Raw genomic sequence first — 20,418 nt, forward strand, 5'->3', positions numbered from 1 at the left:
GGTGAGTTCGAACACGGCTCTCAGGAGGCGTGGGTGCTGTTGGGGCGCCGGGTCACGGGGGAGCTGTCGCGGTGGCCCGGTGGCTTGGCACGGTACATCGCCACATCGGCGTCGTGCAGGACGGCCTCGGGGGTGCGGGAGTCGCCGGGGTGCAGCGGGGTGATGCCGATGGAGGCGTCCACCTGGATGCGGTGACCGCGCGCGATGATCGGTTCGGCCATGGCCTGGCGCAGGCGGGACACCAGCGCCTCCAGATCCTCGCCGAGGGTGCGGCCGGACAGCAGCACCAGGAATTCGTCGCCGCCGATCCGCCCCACGATGTCGTCGGTGCGCAGGCCGCGCTGCAAGCGCTGGGCCACGATCTGCAGCACGGTGTCGCCGATGGCGTGGCCGAGGGTGTCGTTGATGGTTTTGAAGCCGTCCAGGTCGATGAACAGCACGGTGGACACCGGCAGATCCTCGGTGGTGCCCAGCGCCGCCGCCAGGCGGGAGAGCACCAGCGCCCGGTTGGCCAGCCCGGTGAGCGGGTCGTGGGTGGCCTGGTACTCCAATTGCCTTCGGCTGGCCCGGAATTCGGTGATGTCGTTGAACGACGACACCGCCGAGGACTGTGGGTCGCCGGGATTGAGCAGGCGGCTCGATCCGGACAGCCAGCGGCGCTGCCCGTCCGGCCGGTCCACGCCGAACACGTAGCCGACCACGGTCTCCCCGGTGGCCAGGGTGCGCGCCACCGGATGGCGGGTGGGCGGCAGCGTCATGGCGTTGGCGTCGAGCAGGGTCAGCGGCAGCGCGTAGATCGGGGTGCCGACCAGATCCTCGCCCTCGTGGCCGAAGATGCGCAGCGCCGCCGGATTGATGGATTCGATGCGGCCCCGCCGGTCTATCACCACCACGCCCTCCTCGAGTTGCGAGACCACGGTGGTGAAGTGCTGCTCGGCCCGGCGCTGCGCGGCCTCGGCGGCCCGTTGGGCGGTCAGGTCGTGAATGACCACCTGGTAGGCGAGCCGGTTGTGCCAGGCGGTGAGCACCGAGACGGTCTCCACGTCCAGCAGCGTGCCGTCGGCGCGGACCAGGGTCATCTCGGCGGGTTCGGAGGCGGCCCCGGCCTCGGTGAGGCGGCCGATGCGCGCCAGCATGCCGGGGACCGAGGCGGGATCGACGAAGCGGGTCACCGGCTGGCCGACGAGATCTTCGGTACTGTCCGCGCCTAGTAACCGGACGATTGCCGGATTGGCGTAGACGAGGATGCCCCGCTCGTGCACCACCACCCCGTCGGGGCTGTGCTCGACCAGGGATCGGTACCGCTGAGCCAGTTGTTCGGCATCGGTCGGGTCATTTGCCCGATCGTTACCCACTTCCACGTGTGTACCCCCTGATCGTCGTCGACTCACGTCGGTGGAGCACGGGATCATTGTCCTTGGAGCACGGGATCACTGTGTGCCGGGTGGCGGCGGTGCACGGTCCCGGCGGTATTGAATGAATCACAATCCCGCACTGCATCGGGACCCGATTGGCGATCATTACAGGCACCAGCTCGCGAAGGAGCGATGCATGACCAGTAGTACGTCGAAGTCCGCGGCACAGCACCAAGATCATATGACCATTGCCGGGATAGGCGCGGTCACCGGTTACGGCTGGGGCCGCGAGACCCTCTGGGAAGGTTTGCTGAGCGGTAAGCCCGCCGCCCGACTCTTTCCAGGGTACGGGCCGGATCGCGATCGCCAAGGATGGGTGGCGCGTGTCCCCGACGGCGGCGATCCGGAGGTGAGCCCGAGTCGCTACGGGCGTGCTGTGCAGCAGGCGGCGCGCGAGGCCGTCGCCGACGCCACCGAGCGCGGCTGGCGGCCCGGCCGCCGGGTGGGACTGCTGCACGCCATCGTGCTCGGCGACGTCTACGAATGGCGCGACTTCTACGTCGTCGACGGTGCTCGCCGCCGCAATCGCGACTATCTGCGCCTGCTGCCCTCCACGCCCATCGCGATGCTCATGCGGGAGTTCGGATTTCACGGCCCGTCCATGAACGTCACCGCGGCGTGCAGCTCCAGCAATGTCGCCCTGATCACCGCCCAGCTGTGGCTGGACAGCGGTTTCGCCGACGACGTGCTGGTGGTGGCCAGTGACCTGTCCGCCACGCCGGATATGGTCGAGCCGTTCGTGCAGCTGGGCGCGGCGGTGGTGGACGCCGAACCGCTGCAGGCGTGCCGCCCCTTCCAGGCGGGCAGTCGCGGCTTCGGCTTCGGCGAGGCGTCGGTCGGCTTCGTCCTCACCCGGACCGCCGAACGGCCGTACGCGAGCGTGCTGGGCGGCGCCATGTCCAATGACGCCTACCACGTGCTCTCGGTGGAGCCCTCGCACGAGCAGATCTTCGACTGCGTGCACCGTGCCCTCGAGCATGCCGGAATCCGCCCGGAGCAGGTGGACTACTTCAACACCCACGGCTCCGGCACCAAGCAGTGCGACGACGCCGAGACCGCGGTGCTGGAGCGGATCCTGGGGGGCCGGCCCCGGGTCACCGCGCTCAAGCCGCTGGCCGGACACTGCCAGGCCGCGTCGGCGGGCGTCGAGGTCGCGGCCGCGGCCATCGGCTACGACCGGGGCATCGTGGCCGCCGCCCCGATCGTGGCGGCCGCGCACGCCCGACTACTCGACGGCCCGACCCCCATGAGCGGCGGTATCACGCTCAAGACCGCGCTCGGGATGGGCGGGCACAATTCCGCGGTGGTGCTCGGCCCGGCACGCTGAGGCCGCGGCACCGGCTGCGCCGCACCGTCGGCGAGAGCGCCGAACACCGGTCCGTCGCGGTCCGCTGGGGTGCGGCCCTGTCGAGCACGACGTGAGCCCCGTCCACGCCGGGTTGAGCGCCGGGCGGCTTGCCCCTCGTGTGTGGCGGCGGCCTGTTTCCTGGGCGGGCCGTACGGGCGGTGCGGAGGTGCCGACCGCGGGCTCGCGCTGCCACTCAGCCCCGGGTGTGCCCATCGGTGGTGGTCTCAGTGCGGTGGCGGGGCTCAGTGCAGTGGCGCCGACCAGTGCAGTTTGGTGCCGGTGCGGATTCCGTCGGCATCGCGGCGCGGATAGACGGCCAGGCGGCCGCCCGACTTCTCGGCCCGCCGCGCGAGATCGGTGAGGCCGCGGGGAGCGATCTGCTCGGCGATGCCGCGGCCGTTGTCGGCCACCACGATGGTGAGATCGTCCGCGACGCCGATGTCGATGGTGACGCGGTCGCCGCCGGAATGCCGGACGGCATTGCCGAGCGCCTCCCGCACCACGGCCTCGGCGTGCTCGGCGAGGCCGGGCTCGAGCACCGACAGCGGTCCGCTCACGTGCAATTCGGCGCGGATCCCGGTGGCGGCGGTCAACTGCCGCACCGCGCGTTCGAGGTGTCGGCGCAGTCGGGTGCTGTGCTCGGCGCCGCCGTGCAGGTCGAAGATGGCGGTGCGGATCTCCTCCACCACCTCCTGCAGATCGCCGACGGCATCCGAAAGCCGCTGTCGCACCGCGGCTTCCCGGGCGCGCGGCACGATGCCCTGCAGGGACAGGCCGATGGCGAAGAGCCGCCCGATCACGTGGTCGTGCATATCGCGGGCGATGCGGTCGCGGTCGGTGAGGATGTCGAGTTCGCGCACGCGCCGCTGCGCCACCGCCAGTCGCATGGCGAGTGCGGCCTGATCGGCGAAGGCGGCGATGAGGTCGGTCACCTCGTCGGAGTACGGCGCGGATCCGGCCGTGCGCACCGTGATCAGCACGCCCAGGGTGGAATCGGCGGTGTGCAGCGGCAGTACCAGGGCGGGCCCGGCATCGCCGTGCGGGATACCGAGATCGACTCGGCGGGTGTCGTCGCAGCGTACGGGGATCCGATCGGTGAGCACCTCGCCGAGAACGGTGCCGGTGGTGCGCGCGGTGCGGCCGCGATACCCGGCCCCCGGACCGGACCACTGCGCCACCACCACCTCGGTGTCCTCCTCGGGTGGTGCTTCCGGGTCGGCGACGATGGCCAGGACGGCGCGGTCCGAGCCGGTGAGTTCCCGTGCGTGCGACACGATCTGGGCCAGCACCCGGCCCGGTTCGGTGCCGGCCAGGAAGTCGGTGGCGATATCGCGGGTGGCCTCGATCCACGCCTGCCGGGTGCGGGCCGATTCGTAGAGCCGGGCATTGTCCACGGCGATGCCGGCCGCCGCCGCCAGCGCCCGCACCAGCACCTCGTCGTCCTCGGTGAACGGGTGGCCGCCGAACTTCTCGGTGAGGTACAGATTTCCGAACGTCTCCCCGCGAATGGTCACCGGGACGCCGAGGAAGCTGTGCATGGGCGGATGGTGTCGCGGGAAGCCGACCGAGGCGGGGTGGCGGGCCAGGTCCTCGAGCCGCAGCGATTCCGGTCGGCGCAGCGGCACGCCCAGGACGCCGTGTCCGTCGGGCAGCGCGCCGATGCGGGCGCGGGTGCGCTCGTCGATGCCGTGCACGATGAAGCGGGTGATCCGTTCGCCGTGTCCGCGCACGCCCAGCGCGCCGTAGCGGGCGTCGACCAGTTCGGTCGCCGCGCCGACGAAGGTGCGCAGGGTGTCGTCCAGATCGAGCCCGGCGGTGACCGTGAGCATCGCCTCGACCAGTCCGTCGATGCGGTCGCGGGCGTCGATGATCTGCTCGACCCGGTCCTTGACCTCGGTGAGTAGTTCTCGTAATCGCAACTGCGACAAGGTTTCCCGTACCCGGTAGGAGCCGGTGCGGGAATGGTCGGCCATGGGCGGTCCTCCGGCGGTGACGCACTCGGTACCGGAATCCTACGAGCGGTCGCGGGGGTCCATCGGTGGTTCGCCATGGTTTTGCAGGAAAATTTTGCTGAAATATGACCGAGTGAGGACTTTAGGCCCTGTCACGCTCCGCGGTCGGAGTGCTGCCATAGACGAGGGTTGCCGGATCGAGATCAACAGTCGTGATCGACAAGAAAGCGGGGACGGCGATGGGCGCATACGACGTGTGGTCGAGCGGTATCGATCCCGATTTCGTAGTCGCCACCCGCGGTCCGGCGCCCGCCACCGAGGTCACCAGGGTGGTGCGCGGCGTGGGCCGAATCCTGCGCAGGCATGGCGTCGAGGGCGCGGTGCGGGCGCGGCTGGAGTGGTCCACGACCGACGCACCCACCCTGGTGCAGGTGGTGCTGCGCTGGGTGGGCCGCGCGGTGGGCACGGAATACCGGGTGCAGGTCGCCGGACCGGGGCGGTTCGCGGTGACATTCGCGCTGGAACGCCTCGATCTGCGCCTAGAGTGTGGGCCGGAGGAGCCATCCCGACCATGGCCCGACCCTGCCCGGCCCACACTCGCCGTGGTCAGCGAGCCGCGACCGATCGTGCGGCGCAAGGACCGCCGACTCCAGGTGATCTCGGCGGCGCACGCCGCCCGCGTCCTGGACGCCATGGACTACGACGCGCACCTGTTCACCGACGCCGAGTCCGGATCGGACGCGATGGTGTGCTGGACCGGGCCGCTCGGCGTGCGGACACTGCGGCAGCGGGACGGCATACCGGTCCTCACCGATGACGAGGCCGCCGAACGGCTCTGCCGTCGTGGACTCCCGTACCTGTTCTACGGCCTTCCCGACACCGACCGGGGGCGGCTGCTGTACCGCCGCTTCGACGGCGATCTCGGACTGGTGACGCCCGCCACCGACGAACGCGGCTGCGGCGACCGGGCCGCGCAGTCACGTATCGTGGGCAGCGCCTGCTTCCGACCCACGGTGCAGAGCGCGACCGCGGTGCGGCGCCTCCCCATCCTCGACTGAATTACGTCGTTGACCAGCGTCGCAGTGCGCGTCGCGAAACTTGTCGGTGGGCGCGCATAGCATGGCGTCGGGGGTAACTCTGGATGCCGAAACGTTGGAAGGACAGCCCTGTGGCGGAACGCCTGACTGTGCGCGGTGCGAGGGAGCACAACCTCAAAGGGGTCGATCTCGACCTACCCCGCGACAGCCTGATCGTGTTCACCGGTTTGTCGGGCTCGGGCAAGTCCTCGCTGGCCTTCGACACCATCTTCGCGGAGGGACAGCGCCGGTACGTGGAATCGCTGTCGGCGTACGCCCGGCAATTCCTCGGCCAGATGGACAAGCCCGATGTGGACTTCATCGAGGGGCTGTCCCCGGCGGTGTCCATCGACCAGAAGTCGACCAACCGCAATCCGCGCTCCACCGTCGGCACCATCACCGAGGTCTACGACTACCTGCGGCTGCTCTATGCCCGCGCCGGCACCCCGCACTGCCCGGTCTGCGGTGAGCACATCCAGAAGCAGACGCCGCAGCAGATCGTCGACCAGGTGCTCGCCATGCCGGAGGGCATCAGGTTCCAGGTGCTCGCGCCGGTGGTGCGCACCCGCAAGGGCGAGTTCGTGGACCTGTTCGAATCGCTGAACACCCAGGGCTATTCGCGCGTCCGGGTGGACGGCGTGGTGTACCCGCTCACCGATCCGCCCAAGCTGAAGAAGCAGGAGAAACACGATGTGGAGGTGGTCGTCGACCGCCTCGCCGTGAAGCCGAGTTCCAAGCAGCGCCTGACGGATTCGATCGAGACCGCGCTGCGGCTGGCCGACGGCATCGTGGTGCTGGACTTCGTGGACCGCGACGAGCACGCGCACGACCGGGAGCGCCGCTTCTCCGAGAAGCTGGCCTGCCCCAACGGCCACCCGCTCGATATCGAGGATCTGGAACCCCGCTCGTTCTCCTTCAACTCGCCCTACGGCGCGTGCCCGGACTGCACCGGCCTCGGCATCCGCAAGGAGGTCGATCCCGAACTGGTGGTGCCCGATCCGGAGCTGAGCCTGGCCGAAGGCGCGGTCGCCCCGTGGTCGCGCGGGCAGACCGCCGAATACTTCACCCGGCTGCTGTCGGGCCTGGCCGAGGCCATCGGCTTCTCCATGGACACCCCCTGGCAGGACCTGCCGGCCAAGGCGCGCAAGGCGGTGCTGGAGGGCAGCTCCGATCAGGTGCACGTCTCCTACACCAACCGCTACGGCCGCAAGCGTTCGTACTACGCCGATTTCGAAGGTGTGATGCCGTTCCTGCAGCGGCGCATGGAGAACACCGAATCGGAACAGATGAAGGAGCACTACGACGGGTACATGCGCGATGTGCCGTGCCCGGTGTGCAACGGCGCGCGCCTGCGGCCGGAAATCCTCGCCGTCACGCTGAAGACCGGCGCGGAGCGCAAATCCATCGCGGACCTGTCGGACCTGTCCATCGGCGAGGCGGCGGGCTTCCTCAACGCGCTGACCCTGGACGAGCGCCAGGCCGCCATCGCCGCGCAGGTGCTCAAGGAGATCCAGGCGCGACTGGGCTTCCTGCTCGACGTGGGTCTCGAGTATCTGACGCTGTCGCGGGCCGCCGCCACACTGTCCGGCGGTGAGGCACAGCGCATCCGGTTGGCCACCCAGATCGGCTCCGGTCTGGTGGGCGTGCTGTATGTGCTGGACGAGCCGTCCATCGGCCTGCACCAGCGCGACAACCGCCGCCTCATCGAAACCCTCACGCGGCTGCGGGATCTCGGCAATACGCTGATCGTGGTCGAACACGACGAGGACACCATCCACTCCTCGGACTGGGTGGTCGACATCGGCCCGATGGCCGGTGAGCACGGCGGCCAGGTGGTGTACTCGGGACCGTATCCGGGGCTGCTGGCGGACAAGACCTCGCTGACCGGTGCGTACCTGTCGGGGCGGGAGCGGATCGAGGTGCCGCTGGTGCGGCGGCCGATCGACAGGAAGAAACAGCTCACCGTGGTCGGCGCGCACGAGCACAATCTGCGCGGCATCGACGTGAGCTTCCCGTTGGGTGTGCTGACCTCGGTCACCGGCGTCTCGGGTTCCGGTAAGTCCACGCTGGTCAACGACATTCTGGCGACCGTGCTGGCCAATAAGCTCAATGGCGCGCGGCAGGTGCCGGGCCGTCATCAGCGGGTGAACGGGCTCGACAATCTGGACAAGCTGGTGCAGGTGGATCAGTCGCCCATCGGCCGCACTCCGCGCTCGAATCCGGCCACCTACACCGGGGTGTTCGACAAGATCCGCACCCTGTTCGCGGCCACCACCGAGGCCAAGGTGCGCGGCTATCAGCCCGGCCGGTTCTCCTTCAATGTGAAGGGCGGCCGCTGCGAGGCGTGCTCGGGTGACGGCACGCTGAAGATCGAGATGAACTTCCTGCCGGACGTGTACGTGCCGTGCGAGGTCTGCCACGGCGCGCGCTACAACCGGGAAACCCTCGAGGTGCACTACAAGGGCAAGACCATCGCCGAGGTGCTCGACATGCCCATCGAGGAGGCGGCGGAGTTCTTCGAACCGGTCACCTCCATCCACCGCTACCTCAAGACCCTGGTCGACGTCGGCCTCGGCTATGTGCGCCTGGGCCAGTCCGCGCCCACGCTGTCCGGTGGTGAGGCGCAGCGCGTCAAGCTCGCCGCCGAACTCCAGAAGCGCTCCACCGGCCGCACCGTCTACATTCTCGACGAGCCCACCACGGGTCTGCACTTCGAGGACATCCGCAAACTGCTCGCGGTCATCAACGGCCTGGTGGACAAGGGCAATACGGTCATCGTCATCGAACACAACCTGGATGTCATCAAGACCTCCGACTGGTTGATCGACATGGGTCCTGAAGGCGGCTCCGGCGGCGGCATGGTGGTGGCCCAGGGCACCCCCGAGGATGTCGCGGCGGTTCCCGACAGCTACACCGGCCAGTTCCTGCGCGAGGTGCTGGCCAAGAGCACCGCCGCCACCAAGGCAACCACCAACGGCGCGCCCGCGAAGAAGGCGACCGCGACCAAGACGACCGCGACCAAACCTGCCCCGGCCAAGGCCAAAGCCGCCCCGGCGGCCAAGAAGTCGACCACCAAGCGGGCCACCACGAAGTCCGAGACCACCCCGGAACAACAGGCCGCCGCCAAGAAGGCCGCCGCCGCCCGCCGCAAGGCCGCCGCCCTGCGCTAGCCAGCACACGTGGAGTGCGCCGCCGCGACGATCGGTGCCGCGAACGGCGAGCGGCCCGGAGCCTTTCGGCCCCGGGCCGCTCAGCCGCCGGGGGCCTCGGCCCGCTTCTTCGGGTGACGGCGACACCCCACGATTGGTCGCCGTGCCCGGCCTCGGTGCGCCCCGGCTGTGGTCGGCCATCGCACGAATGCCCCGGCGGGGGCGGCCATCGCACGAAGTCGATCGCCGCGTTCGAATCCCGCCGTTCGCATCCCTTGGCCGGATCGGCGCAGTCGACGAGTGTCCTGGCGGGCGAATTGTCTGTCGACCTGGATTGCGCGACAGGCCGTATCAGACCATCGCGCCCGGAATGGCCGCGACCAGGCCGCCGTCGATGACCAGGTCCTGGCCGTTGATGTAGGCGGCCTCGTCGGAGGCGAGGAAGGCGACCGCTGCCGCCACTTCGTCCGCGGTTCCGGTGCGGCCCGCGGCGACCGCGGCCACCACCTCGGTGGCGGCGTCGGGGGAGACGTTGTCGTGGAACATGGGGGTTTCGATGTAGCCGGGGCTCACCGAGTTCACCCGAATTCCCCTGGGGGCCAGGTCCGCCGCGAGGGTGCGGGCCAGATTGTGGACGGCGGCCTTGGTGGCCGCGTACAGCGCGCCGCCGGGCATCCCGCGGTGCAGGGTCCAGGAGGCGTTGATCACGATCGCGCCGCCATCGGCCAGCAGCGGCAGCGTCTTCTGGATGGTGAAGAACACGCCCTTGAAGTTGACGTCCACCACACGGTCGAATTCGGCTTCGGAGATCTCGCCGCTGGGCTGGAACGAGGCCACGCCCGCATTGGCGAAGACCGCGTCGAGCCGCCCGTAGCGCTCGCGGATCGCGTCCACCAGCGCGTCGATCTCCGCTAGTTCGGCCACATCGCCCCGCACCGCGAGCAGATGGTCCCCGGACCCACCCGCCACGGAACGCAGCTCGGCGACGGCGGCGTCCAAGCGGGCCTTGTCGCGTCCGGTGATGACAACCATCGCGCCCTCCGCCAGCAGCCGCCGCGCGGCGGCCAGCCCCATACCGCTGGTGCCGCCGGTAACCAGCGCGACCTTGTTCTCGAATCGGGAAGTGCTGTGCGTCATGGTGTCGACTCTGCCGATGTCACGGCGGGGCAAACAGTGCCCATACAACCTGGGTTTGCCACCACCAGGCTGCGGCTGCGCACGTCTCGGTCGAGAAGGACAACTAGGCAGGCCGTCACCGTGATGACGAGACAGGTCGTGATGGTCGCGACGACGAGCCCCCTGGTCCGCAGCTTGTACGTGGCTCAGAGAGCTGTCCATGTCCAGGGCCTCGGCACAAGTCCCCGGAGGCACGCGATGCGGTGATCGGATTCGATTGCGGCTGTGTGCCTCGCATCCGATCGGCTGATCGCGAAGCCAACCCATCGAAGTTCTTGGATGTCGGCGAGCACTCGATAGCTGGGCCATCGGGTCACGTCGTAGCCGCCGTAAGCGGTGACGAAGCTGTGATACTGACTATCGGTGATCCGCCGGAAATCGGTGTAGTCGACGGCCAGCTGGACAAGATCCCACTCACGCCAGCCCACGGAGACCTTGTCGAGGTCTAGTACGGTGGGCTCGCCGGAGAAGGGCACCACGAGGTTCGCTTGCCATGCGTCGCCGTGTATCACGCATTCCGTTGCCGGGTAGTCGATTTCGTTGTACTGCTGTCGAAGTCGCGTGCAATGGTCCAAGAGCCATGAACGATCGCCCGCATCGATGGTGATCGCGGACTCGATGCGTTCTCGCAATCCGTCGAATGGCGTGTAGCTCGGTAGCTGGAAATCGGTTGGTGGTGCCAGAGCATGCAGCCGTCGTAGCACGTTGCCCAGCTCTTCGGGGGTGGACGGTCTGTGTTCGGGGATCAGTTTCCACCAGGTCACCGGTCTTTCGTCGACCACCGCAGGTTGGGGGATCGAGTCCACCGCCTGCACTGTCGCAATTCGGTTTCGATTGAGCCATTGGGAAATGCAGAGTTCCCGTTGTGCGGTCTGGTAGCTGTGAGGTTCGCCTATCCGGGCCACGATCCCGTTGGGCAACTCGATGACAGCATGGGAGCCGTCGCGAATCATCACAGCGCCATGGGTGTCGATGCCACTGAGCTTCGCTGCGCGAGAAAGAATCTCGTAGGCATTGTGGTGCAGTCCGGAGTGGTGGTTCATACTGGCACCTCGAACGTTTCCTGATCGTCCGTGAGGGTCGCGTACAGTTCCTTCACCTCAGGAATTTCCAAGTGTTTGATGGAGACGCGTGTCAGCGTCTGCAATTCATCGCGGATGCGTTGGGAGTGAAATTCTTTCGCCCTGCTGGCTGCCCGTGCGCCGATCTCGGCTGCTTCGCGCGGGTCGCCGATGCGCATGGTCAGCGTGGCGAGTCGTGTCAGGGAGAACGTCCGGGACCGAGGATAGCCCTCGCCTTGTTGCCGGATGGCCTGTGCGATCCGGAGTGCGGCCAGCCCGATCTGATGTCGTGCCAGTGAGACTGGAATGAGGGCCTTACCGGTACTGCCCAGATGTTCGGCTTCGTCGTAGAAGCACATCCAAGGAGGACCTTCGCCGCGTGTGCTATTGGCGAAATGCTCATCGGAGCGTGCGACTTCGTTCAAGGTATCGTCGGTGCGGCCGAGAGTTCCGAGGAACTGGGCGCGTAACGCACTGAGCATGGCGCGGGTGGTGGCCGAGACCCGGTCGGAACGCACCTGAGCGAGTTCGATCAATGACAGCGCGTTGTCAGCGCCATCGGTGTAAGCCGTCATTCGCGCCAGGTCCGCGAGCGTGCTCGCTCGCAGCTCCCAGGACTCGGCGGATTCCGCGCACCAGAGAGCGAACCGGGAGTGCTGCTCTGCGGTGGCGAAATCAGCGATGTCGAAGGCGGTAAAGGCAGCGACGCCACTGAGATTTCCGACCGCCTCGAATAACGCCCGGCGGGTTCCGGGTGTGGCCTTTCCTCTCAAGAGCGGCGCGAACGAGTAAAGATATTGACTGGCGATGGTATTGGCCGACCCGCCGCCGCGAAGGTTCTCCGTATTCGCGGCACGGCGGGTTGCTTCCCTCACCTCTTCGACGTCGGATGTTCCAACTCGGTAGGCAGACGGGGAATCCGGCGCGTAGCTGGAGGACACAGACGCCAGATCGAAGGGGCTGAACACGTTGGCCGAAAGCGATCCGCCGGGCTCGTGTGTGGTGTCGGGCGACGTCGTGCGGCTGCGTCGTTTCGCCTTACGGTCGTTATCCGCCTGGTCGCGAAGGGCGATCAGGGCGCCGTTTGCACCGAGAGCGCTGTCGATCGCCATGACCATGTCCCGTGACGGGAGATTGGAATCCTCCCATTCGGTCATCGTTACGTACTGGCGTGAGTAGCCGACCCTGGACGCTAGTTCGCGCTGCGACAGGTCGGCCGCGTTCCGGAGGCGCTTGATCTCGCGAGCCAACTGATCGGCGACCGTGGCTGGCTGCCGTTCGTCGTCCGTGTTCAGGTTGTCGATCGGCCCCCTGCTCATGGGTTCATTCTGGCCTACCACACGGGTATGGCAAGCCATCTTTCGGGCTACTTGCCACCTTCCTTGCCTCCCAGTCGCAGCGGTTTGCTCGGTGGACGACCGCGAATCAGGAGGCATGAGGCGTGACCACACCGACCCGCTACGGCGTTCCCGGTACTCAGCAGAACGGATACGCAGTATGAAATTTCGGCCGACCGCGATCGGCTACGTCCGATCCGACATCAGTGGCGCACGGCAGGCGTGGGACGAAGCCGAGGTCCGTAGTGCGGCGGCGCTGCGTGGCTTCGACTTCGCCAAGATGATCGTCATCGACGGCCGAACCGGGAAACCACTCCTCGCGGGGCTGAAGGCCACGATCGCCCGAATCGACGTCGCAGCCGTATTCGTTCCGAGCGCAACACATTTCGAGGGCGGCACGGTGCCGTCGGGCCTGCGTCGGGTGGTGGACGTGGTGACCGTGAGCCCCGATAACCTCTACCCGCGGACCGGTTCCGATGGACATCGATGACGCGGTGGTGCTGATCGGGGAAGATCGCCCCGGCGGCTGGGTTCAGTACCACGATGGGTCGTGGGCTCCCGTCTGGCGGGACGGGCTTGTGGGCCCTCCGTTCACGATCGCCGAGCTGATCCGGCTCGCTGGCGCGGACGTCGCAATGCTCGGTGGTGGCGGAGTCGCCAGCGTCGTGATCGATGTCGAGCCGGTCGACGTTCTCGATACGGAGAACCGTGAGGACTGGCCGCCATTCCAGAAAGAGGGCTGAGTGCGTGCTGACCGAGTTCGGTGTGGTTGGACGGCCGCGGCTCCGGAGCGGGTACGGAAGACTGTGTATCCCCGGGCCGGGAGTAGCGGAGGGGGTGATGGTGTTGTCTCTGGGCATGGTCAGCGAATCCTCGGCAGCGAAAGAGCAGCGGCGTGCGCAGATGCGGGAGTTTCTGCGTACTCGGCGGGCGCGGCTCACACCCGGCGATGTAGGTCTGGTGTACTCGGGGCGGCGGCGGACTCCTGGGCTTCGGCGCGAGGAGGTGGCGCAGTTGGCCGGGGTCGGCGTGTCCTGGTACACGTGGCTTGAGCAGGGGCGCGATATCAATGTGTCCGACGAGATCCTGCATGCGGTGAGTCGGGCGCTGCGGCTGTCCGAACCCGAGCGCGCGCATCTGTTCGTGCTGGCCGGACTGCGTCCGCCGCTACCGCGCGGGACCACCACCGCGATCGAGCCCGAACTGCGGCAGCTGCTCGATGCCTGGTCGCCGCGACCGGCGATCCTGCGTGACCGCTACTGGAACATCCTGGCCGTCAACGCGGGATCGACCGCGGTGTTCGGCTACGACGACGGCGACCACAACTGCCTGATCTCGTTCTTCACCAATCCGCGCTACCGCGATCGGCACATCGAGTGGGCGGCCATCGCCCCGGAGGTGGTGGCCGCCTACCGCGCGGACGCCGCGCATGCCCCGGGCGATCCCTCCTTCGCCCGCGTGATCGACGAATTGCTCACGGTCAGCGCGGAATTCGCGCGGCTGTGGGAGCGTCACGATGTGGCCGCCCCCACCCGGTCGGTGAAGGCGGCCCAACATCCGGAGGCCGGTGAGCTGATCTTCGACAAGACCACCCTGGCGGTCATCGACCACCCGGACTGGTACCTGGAGCTCTACAATCCGAGGCCCGGAACCGAGACCGCCGAGCGGCTCGGGGCACTGCTGCGTGGGGCGGAACTCACCACGGTCTGAGGGTCGCCACCGACACGCCTGCGGACCCGATGACAGCGCTGCGCTCGGCCCGGACGGTCGCCCGCCCGCCCGCTCGACCTCCGGTCCGAGCGCCGTTCGAATGGCCGCTTCCTATTCCGCCGCTACCGCCGCCGGGGTCGACATCTCCTCCAGCCGCCCGTAATCCAGCTTCACGAGCTGATCGGCGAGATCGAAGTACCGGTCGTCGTGGGTGATCACGATGACCGTCTTCCCGCGCTCCTTCAGCTTGGTGAGGATCTCGCGGTAGAACACGTCGCGGAAGCGGGGTTCCTGATCCGCGGCCCATTCGTCGAACAGGTAGACGGCTCGATCCTCGAGCAGCGCGGTCAGCAGCGCCAGTCGTTTGCGCTGTCCCTGCGACAGGTCGATGGTGGACAGCTGCCCGTCGCGCACCGTCACCTTGTGCGCGAGCTGCAACTCCTCGAGGTAGTGCCGGACCTCGTCGTCGATACCGGGGCGGTCGAAACCGAGATAGTCGTCGAACAGGTGGAAATCGGTGAAGATGGCCGAGGAATTCTGCCGGAACCACTCGATGTTCTCGTGGTTGATCTGCTCGCCGTTGAGTTCCAGGAACCCGGTGCGCGGCACGTAGAGCCCGGTGATCAGCTTGGCGAGGGTGGATTTGCCGCTGCCGTTGCCGCCGACGATGAAGGTGATCTGGCCCGGCTCGAAGGTCAGGTCGATCGGGCCGAGGCGGAACCCGCCCCCGTCCCCGGAAGCGAGTTCGGGCGGTTGCGCATCCAGCGGAACGGGCCGACCGTCACTACCGCCGTGGACGATTCGCTGCTTGCCATTGACATCGGGTCGCAGCCTCCCGTTGTGCGCTCCCGGCCCGCCGCCGAGCGGACCGGGGCCACCGGCGTGCGGACCTGCTGGCGGCGGACCCCCATGACCACCTGGTCCAACCTGCCCGCCGGGATGTCCGGCCGGGCTGCCGGGCCGTCCGCCCGGCGGGGGCGGCCCGCCCGGCAGGGCCGGATGCCCACCCGGACTCCCCGCCTTTCGGCCCGGCACGGGCGGCGGCCCCTCGGCCCCCGGCGTCGGAAACAGCGGCGGCCGCTCGGCCACATAGCTGTAGCCGACATTCACCAATTCCAGCCGCGCCTCGGTGACCGGCGGCCGGTCGTTGAACGGCAGCCGCTCCTCGTCGTGCATGGTCGCCATGGACAGATTCATGGTGCGGATCTTGGCCAGCGCCACATCGCCGCGCAGCAGGTCCGGAATGCGGTGCATGAAGTTCTGCATGGGCATGGACAGGAAGGTGGTCACCAGTACATACCCGACCATGACCTCCTCGGGCAGGTTCATGGCGGCGGCGAGCACGAACAGGATGAGTGCCATGGTCGCCAGTTGCAGGATCTGCCCGAGCCCTTGCGCCAGCGCGAATTTCGACCCGGCCTCGACATGCTGCGAACGCAGCCGCTCCGCGGTGCCCACCAGGTGTTTGTGCATGAAGTCGCGGCGGCGGCCCCGGTGCAGCTTGAGTTCCTTGATGCCCAGCGTGACCGCTTGGAAGGAGCGCAGCAGCGCGTCGTCGTTCTCCCGCGCCTCCTGGTAGATCCGGCGCACCCGCTTCAGGAACATCTCCACGCAGGCGATGCCGATCAGCGTGCCCGCCACGGTGACCGCGAAGATCGGTCCGGACACCACCGCGAGGTAAACGAAGCAGCCCACGATGGTGGCCACGTCGATACAGATGCTCGGAATGGCGGTCACGGCCTGCGACAGCGACCGCACGTCCTCGGTGAGCGTCGCCATCAGGCGGTGCATGCCGAGCCGTTCCAGGTGTTCCAGCGGGGCCGAGACGATTCCGGAACTCAGGTCGGCGCGCAGCCGGTAGATGGCGTCCTGGGCCAGCCGGATGAGCAGCACCTGGGATGCCACCCCGCTGACCAGGATGACCATCGCCGTGAGGACGAAGGCCCGCAGGGTGACGTTCGGGTGCGGCTCGGGGGAGACCACCCCGCGGATCAGGGTGAGCAGATAGGTGTTGGCCACACCGCAGATCAGGCCCGCGGCGATGACGGCCGCGATCCGCATCCGGGAGATCGAGAACAGGAATCTGATGAGTTGCATTGCTATTGCGCTCTTTTCGAAAGCGACGACGCCGGTCAGCCGCGGATGATGTCGAAGATCAAGCCTTCGAGGGTGACACCCGGCGCGAAGGAGAAGGCCACACCGGTGGAGATCCGGGCGGCGGTCTCGGACCGCTGAATCATCCGCTCCAGCACGAAGATCAGCGAAACACTCAGCATATTGCCATGCTCGGCGAGCACATCCCAGCTCAGCGCCGCCCGTTCCACCGGAATGCCCAGCGAGCGCGCGGATTCCTCGATGATCTTGGGCCCACCCGGATGGATGGCCCACAGGTCGACATCCGATTTGCGCAGTCCATTGCGATGCAGCACCTCGGTGACCACCGGATCGACGCCGCGCAGAATGTACCGCGGCAGGCTCTCGGCCAGCTCGCAGGTGATGCCGTCGTCATTGACGCGCAGGACGATGCCGTCCTCGGCGTCGTCGAACAACCGACTGAAGCTGTCCCGGATGACGACCCGGCCGGGCGCGAGCGGCTGATGCACCTGGCTCGCGCCGATGACCACCGCCCCGCAGCCGTCGCCGAAGAGGCTGTGAATGATCACATCGTTGACGTCGTCGTCGAAGACCGCGTTCACCGAACTGAGTTCGATACAGATGACCAGCGACTTCTTGTCCGGATGCGCCCGAACGTAGTCGGTGGCGGTGCGGATGCCGTTCATGGCGGCCGCGCAGCCCATGAAGTTCACCACGATGCGTCCGACCGCCGGCGACAGTCCCAGCTGCTTGACCACCGCCACATCCACGCCCGGGGCGATGAACCCGGTGCTGGTCACGAAGATGAGCTGGCCGACCTCGGCGGCGGGATCCGCGACCCCGGCCAGCGCGCGCCGGGCCACGTCGACGGCCAGCGGCACCGCGTGCTCGTAGAACAGGTCCATGCGCTCCCGGATGGTGCCGGGTCGGCGGCTGAAGGGCAGGAACCGGTCGTCCAGCGGATCGACCACCAGGTGGCGGGTGTCGATGCGGGTCTTCTGGTAGACCCGTGGAATGCGAGCTCGCTGGGCGGGATCGGTGAACAGTCCGGCCACCCGGTCGGCCGCCTCGGCCTGATCGAAGACCCCGCTCGGCGATCCGGTCGCGATGCCCTCGATCACGCCGACCGTGGTGGGCGGAGCGGGCAGCAATTCGACGAGGTCGTAGGCGAAGCCTTCGCCCTCGGCACGGCGGGAAGCGGCCCCCGTGGGTTCGATGCCCCCCTCATCAATGGCGATGGACACGAAATTCTCCCCTTCTTTCGATATCAATCGGGTGACCGGCCGCCGTTCCGGACGGCTGGCGCGGTCGCCCGCAACGGAATCGGCTCAGACCGTCCCGATCCCGGTGAATCCTTGAACCATGTAGATGCCGCACGTTGTGAAGGCCGACGGCGAGCAGTGCTCGCGAACCATGCCCCAGTTCTTGTCCTTCGCCTCGTCCGAGGGCGCGAGGATGTACGTGCGAATCTGCTTCGGAAAACGATCGGTGAAGAAACTCTTGGCGGGCAGCCATTCGACCCCGAATTTCGCCGCCTCTTCCCGCAACACGTCTTCGGTCGCGATATTGGCGAATCCGCTGCGCTGATAGGGCAGTACGTGATGCACTCGATGCGAACTCAGCCCCGCGGACAGGAAACAGTCGACATAGCGGTTTCCGACCACCTTCAGGTCGTATGCCTGCTCGAGCTGGTTGATACCCCAGTCCTCGGTGTTCGACTCGATCTCCTCGGTCTCCACCTCGAAGTCGTGGCTGGCCACCACCAGGAAGGTGCTGATCCACAGCGTGATCACGAATTGCAGTGCCCAGGCCCAGAAGTCGCCCGCCAGGGTGAACACCACCAGCTCGCCGACCAGCAGGAAGCGCACCCCGAACGATCCGATGAAGTGCGGCAGTGCGCCGCCCCAGGTGCCGTACATGTCCTTGATGCCCACCTTGCGGGTGAGGCGGCAGACGTCGAGCAGGCGCATGATCATGCCGGTCACGGTGTGCCCGAACTTGTGCACGGTGTGCACCGGCACCCGGTACAGGCGCGGGACCTGCATCATCATCGTGAAGACGTTCTTCTTGATATCGACTTCACTCTGGGTGTGCGGGTGGTGCAGCAGTGCGTGCCCGTCCGCGGTCACGAAGGCCAGCGCGACATAGTTGAGGTCGAAGGCGTTCGTGTAGATCTTGTTCATGCCCTTCTGGGCACGGTGGATGGCGTAGTGGCCGAAGCCCGCCAGTGAACTGCGCAGCAGCACCATGAGCACGACGAACAGCGGCAACGGCATCCAGCTCGTGTCCCACAGTCGTAGCCCCTGCACCGCGAAATAGGCGACGGCCAGGATCGCGACGACGATGTCGAAGTAGCGGTCCATCCGTTTGATGCGCGCCGCCAGCTCCGGATCCTTGAGCCGCGCCTTCACTTTGTGCAGCAGATCGTCTTTGTTGTCGAAGCGGTATTTCGGGGTGTCCCGCCAGCTGTCGAAGCCCTCTGTGAACAGGAAGTCGGGTGCGTTGGCCTTGGGGTGGATGTCCTCGGGCAGCGCCTCGCGGTCGAGTGCGTAGCGCTCGATGAGTTTGGCGATTCCTTCCGGATTCTTGTGATAGGAACCGACAATGGACGTGATATCCCGATTCTTGGTGCGGCCGATGAAGAACTCGCCGCCCGGATGCTTGGAAATCCAGTCGCTGAGGTCGTAGGCTCGACCGTTGTACACCCACACATTGGAGACCGGCGGCGGGCCCTCGGGACGGGGAGGACGACGGAATTCCCGCTCCTCTACGTCTGGGCGGTCGGTCATGTCATTCCTCCACGAGCGCCAGCAAGTCGATAGCCTTCGGACCGTATCGTCCTTGCCGCGCCTTGCATTCCACTGAACAATCTCTTACAGAACGGCCGGGCGGGACGTGCGGTTCGCACGGTTATCGCCGCCCGGGAACGACGGCCGGTCCGGGGCGCGGGGCGGCAATCGCTGCCGCCCTGGCGCTTTCCCGGACCGGTTCCGATCCACGAGCGCGGGGGCTCGGGACTGTCGTCAGCCCGCGGGCTTGGCGACGGTGACGGGCTTGCCGTGGTCCGAGAGCTCCAGCTCGACGCTGCCCTGGTCCTTGGTGACCTCGGCCTTGATCAGATTCGGGCCGGTGCCCGGCGAAGCGGCGCTGGACGGCAGCGGGGCGGCGGAGGTGGTGGGCGGCGCGACGTCCTGGATCCAGAGGGTGATCGGCAGTTCGCCGATGCCGTCGCCGACGCGCGGCACGATCGGGTCGATGACCGACCCGCTGATGGTGCCGGTGACCTTCACGGTTTCGACGCCGTTGATCGTCTCCCGCTTCTCGACCTGCGGATTCTGCACCTGCGCAATGGCATTGGCCAGACCCTTGTCCTTGTCGAGGATGACGCCCGGGTCGTACATCTTCTCGGCGGGGCCGACGGGGGCGTACTTGACGCCGTCCTGCGCCGCGTACAGCGTCTTGTCGACGACCAGGAACTTGGTCTCGATGAAGGGCTCGTTCTCCGCGGTGCGGACCTTGGCCTCACCCATGGCCTGGCCCGAGCCCTCGGGTTGGTTGGTGACGTCCGCGTCCACCATCTCCACCGGGAGGTTCGGGATGTTGTTCACGTTCAGGGTGAGGTGCACCGACTGCAGCGTCTGAGTGGTGCGGGCGGATTCCTGCACGATCTGCGCGCCGTCGGGCAGTTCGGTCGGCGGCGGGGCGGCCGCGGTGGTGGCGGGATCATCGGAGCCGCCGGAGCAGCCCGAGACCAGTGCGGCGACGACCGATGCCGCCAGCACTACCGGGGCGAGCCCGGCCCGTGTGCGCGAGCGGCGCGAAGTCCGCTGGCGCGTCAACAGTTCAATCATGTTCAACCCCCGTTGAGAGTTCTCGTACGACCCGGTTGGCGGGCAGTGGGCTGCCCGGAACGGTTTGTGGCCTATGTCCGGCCCGGCATATGCTGGGCATGATCGTAGGCCGCGCAAGACATTACGCACATCGAGTCGGCCACGCAGCGAGAATTATTCCCAGGCAACTTTGTTCATAGTTGCCGTTTCACTTCGCGTCGTCGAATAGCTAATCTCGAGCAATATTCGAGCGCGGCCACGTCGGCAGCG

General features: G+C 67.4%; 15 protein-coding genes. 6 read left to right on the forward strand and 9 right to left on the reverse strand.

The features are described from left to right. Window positions 1-20: 20 nt before the first annotated feature. Window positions 21-1,355: a diguanylate cyclase domain-containing protein gene (locus QMO76_RS02905; protein ID WP_306359550.1), complete on the reverse strand. Its 1,335-nt coding sequence runs from the start codon at window positions 1,353-1,355 to the stop codon at window positions 21-23. Between the two features lie 196 nt (window positions 1,356-1,551). On the opposite strand from QMO76_RS02905, the gene QMO76_RS02910 reads away from it, so the two are divergent. Then, on the forward strand, window positions 1,552-2,742 hold the full coding sequence (locus tag QMO76_RS02910; protein ID WP_306359551.1) for a beta-ketoacyl synthase N-terminal-like domain-containing protein: 1,191 nt from the start codon (window positions 1,552-1,554) through the stop codon (window positions 2,740-2,742). Between the two features lie 263 nt (window positions 2,743-3,005). Here the strand turns inward: QMO76_RS02910 and QMO76_RS02915 are convergent, their stop codons facing one another. Continuing rightward, window positions 3,006-4,736, reverse strand: a complete 1,731-nt coding sequence (locus QMO76_RS02915; protein ID WP_306359552.1) for a GAF domain-containing sensor histidine kinase — start codon at window positions 4,734-4,736, stop codon at window positions 3,006-3,008. Window positions 4,737-4,927: 191 nt separating this feature from the next. Here QMO76_RS02915 and QMO76_RS02920 point away from each other — a divergent pair, with 191 nt between their 5' ends. Together QMO76_RS02920 and uvrA are read left to right on the forward strand one after the other, a co-directional pair. Continuing rightward, a complete protein-coding gene (locus tag QMO76_RS02920) occupies window positions 4,928-5,773 on the forward strand; it encodes a hypothetical protein (RefSeq protein WP_306359553.1) in 846 nt (281 codons plus the stop codon). Between the two features lie 110 nt (window positions 5,774-5,883). Further along, window positions 5,884-8,961: an excinuclease ABC subunit UvrA gene (gene uvrA, locus QMO76_RS02925; protein ID WP_306359554.1), complete on the forward strand. Its 3,078-nt coding sequence runs from the start codon at window positions 5,884-5,886 to the stop codon at window positions 8,959-8,961. Window positions 8,962-9,291: 330 nt separating this feature from the next. On the opposite strand, the gene QMO76_RS02930 is transcribed toward uvrA, so the two are convergent. From QMO76_RS02930 to QMO76_RS02940, 3 genes are all read right to left on the reverse strand, one after another. Then, on the reverse strand, window positions 9,292-10,077 hold the full coding sequence (locus QMO76_RS02930) for a glucose 1-dehydrogenase (protein WP_306359555.1): 786 nt from the start codon (window positions 10,075-10,077) through the stop codon (window positions 9,292-9,294). A 185-nt stretch (window positions 10,078-10,262) separates the two neighbouring features. Then, window positions 10,263-11,159 carry an aminoglycoside phosphotransferase family protein gene (locus tag QMO76_RS02935; RefSeq protein ID WP_306359556.1) on the reverse strand — a complete coding sequence of 299 codons (897 nt, stop codon included), beginning with the start codon at window positions 11,157-11,159 and terminating at the stop codon, window positions 10,263-10,265. Further along, a complete protein-coding gene (locus QMO76_RS02940; RefSeq protein ID WP_306359557.1) occupies window positions 11,156-12,496 on the reverse strand; it encodes a helix-turn-helix transcriptional regulator in 1,341 nt (446 codons plus the stop codon). Before QMO76_RS02940 ends, QMO76_RS02935 begins: the two co-directional genes overlap by 4 nt. 178 nt (window positions 12,497-12,674) lie before the next feature. Here QMO76_RS02940 and QMO76_RS02945 point away from each other — a divergent pair, with 178 nt between their 5' ends. The 3 genes from QMO76_RS02945 (at window position 12,675) to QMO76_RS02955 (ending at window position 14,224) form a co-directional block, all read left to right on the forward strand. Beyond that, entirely contained in the window at window positions 12,675-13,004 is a 330-nt protein-coding gene (locus tag QMO76_RS02945) for a hypothetical protein (protein ID WP_306359558.1), read from the forward strand. Beyond that, complete coding sequence (locus QMO76_RS02950; protein ID WP_306359559.1) at window positions 12,991-13,257, forward strand: hypothetical protein; 267 nt, start codon at window positions 12,991-12,993, stop codon at window positions 13,255-13,257. Before QMO76_RS02945 ends, QMO76_RS02950 begins: the two co-directional genes overlap by 14 nt. A 97-nt stretch (window positions 13,258-13,354) precedes the next feature. After that, window positions 13,355-14,224, forward strand: a complete 870-nt coding sequence (locus QMO76_RS02955) for a helix-turn-helix transcriptional regulator (protein WP_306359560.1) — start codon at window positions 13,355-13,357, stop codon at window positions 14,222-14,224. A 111-nt stretch (window positions 14,225-14,335) separates the two neighbouring features. On the opposite strand, the gene QMO76_RS02960 is transcribed toward QMO76_RS02955, so the two are convergent. The 4 genes from QMO76_RS02960 to QMO76_RS02975 form a co-directional block, all read right to left on the reverse strand. Beyond that, window positions 14,336-16,321: an ATP-binding cassette domain-containing protein gene (locus QMO76_RS02960; protein ID WP_306359561.1), complete on the reverse strand. Its 1,986-nt coding sequence runs from the start codon at window positions 16,319-16,321 to the stop codon at window positions 14,336-14,338. A gap of 35 nt (window positions 16,322-16,356) precedes the next feature. Continuing rightward, a complete protein-coding gene (locus QMO76_RS02965) occupies window positions 16,357-17,556 on the reverse strand; it encodes a type III polyketide synthase (RefSeq protein WP_372341887.1) in 1,200 nt (399 codons plus the stop codon). A 90-nt stretch (window positions 17,557-17,646) separates the two neighbouring features. Continuing rightward, window positions 17,647-19,107 (reverse strand): fatty acid desaturase, encoded by a 1,461-nt coding sequence (locus QMO76_RS02970; RefSeq protein WP_306359562.1) that lies wholly within the window; start codon window positions 19,105-19,107, stop codon window positions 17,647-17,649. A 234-nt stretch (window positions 19,108-19,341) separates the two neighbouring features. Beyond that, entirely contained in the window at window positions 19,342-20,169 is an 828-nt protein-coding gene (locus tag QMO76_RS02975) for an LppX_LprAFG lipoprotein (RefSeq protein WP_306359563.1), read from the reverse strand. Between the last annotated feature and the right edge of the window lie 249 nt (window positions 20,170-20,418).

It is taken from the genome of Nocardia sp. CC227C, assembly GCF_030767025.1.
Lineage (GTDB): Bacteria > Actinomycetota > Actinomycetes > Mycobacteriales > Mycobacteriaceae > Nocardia.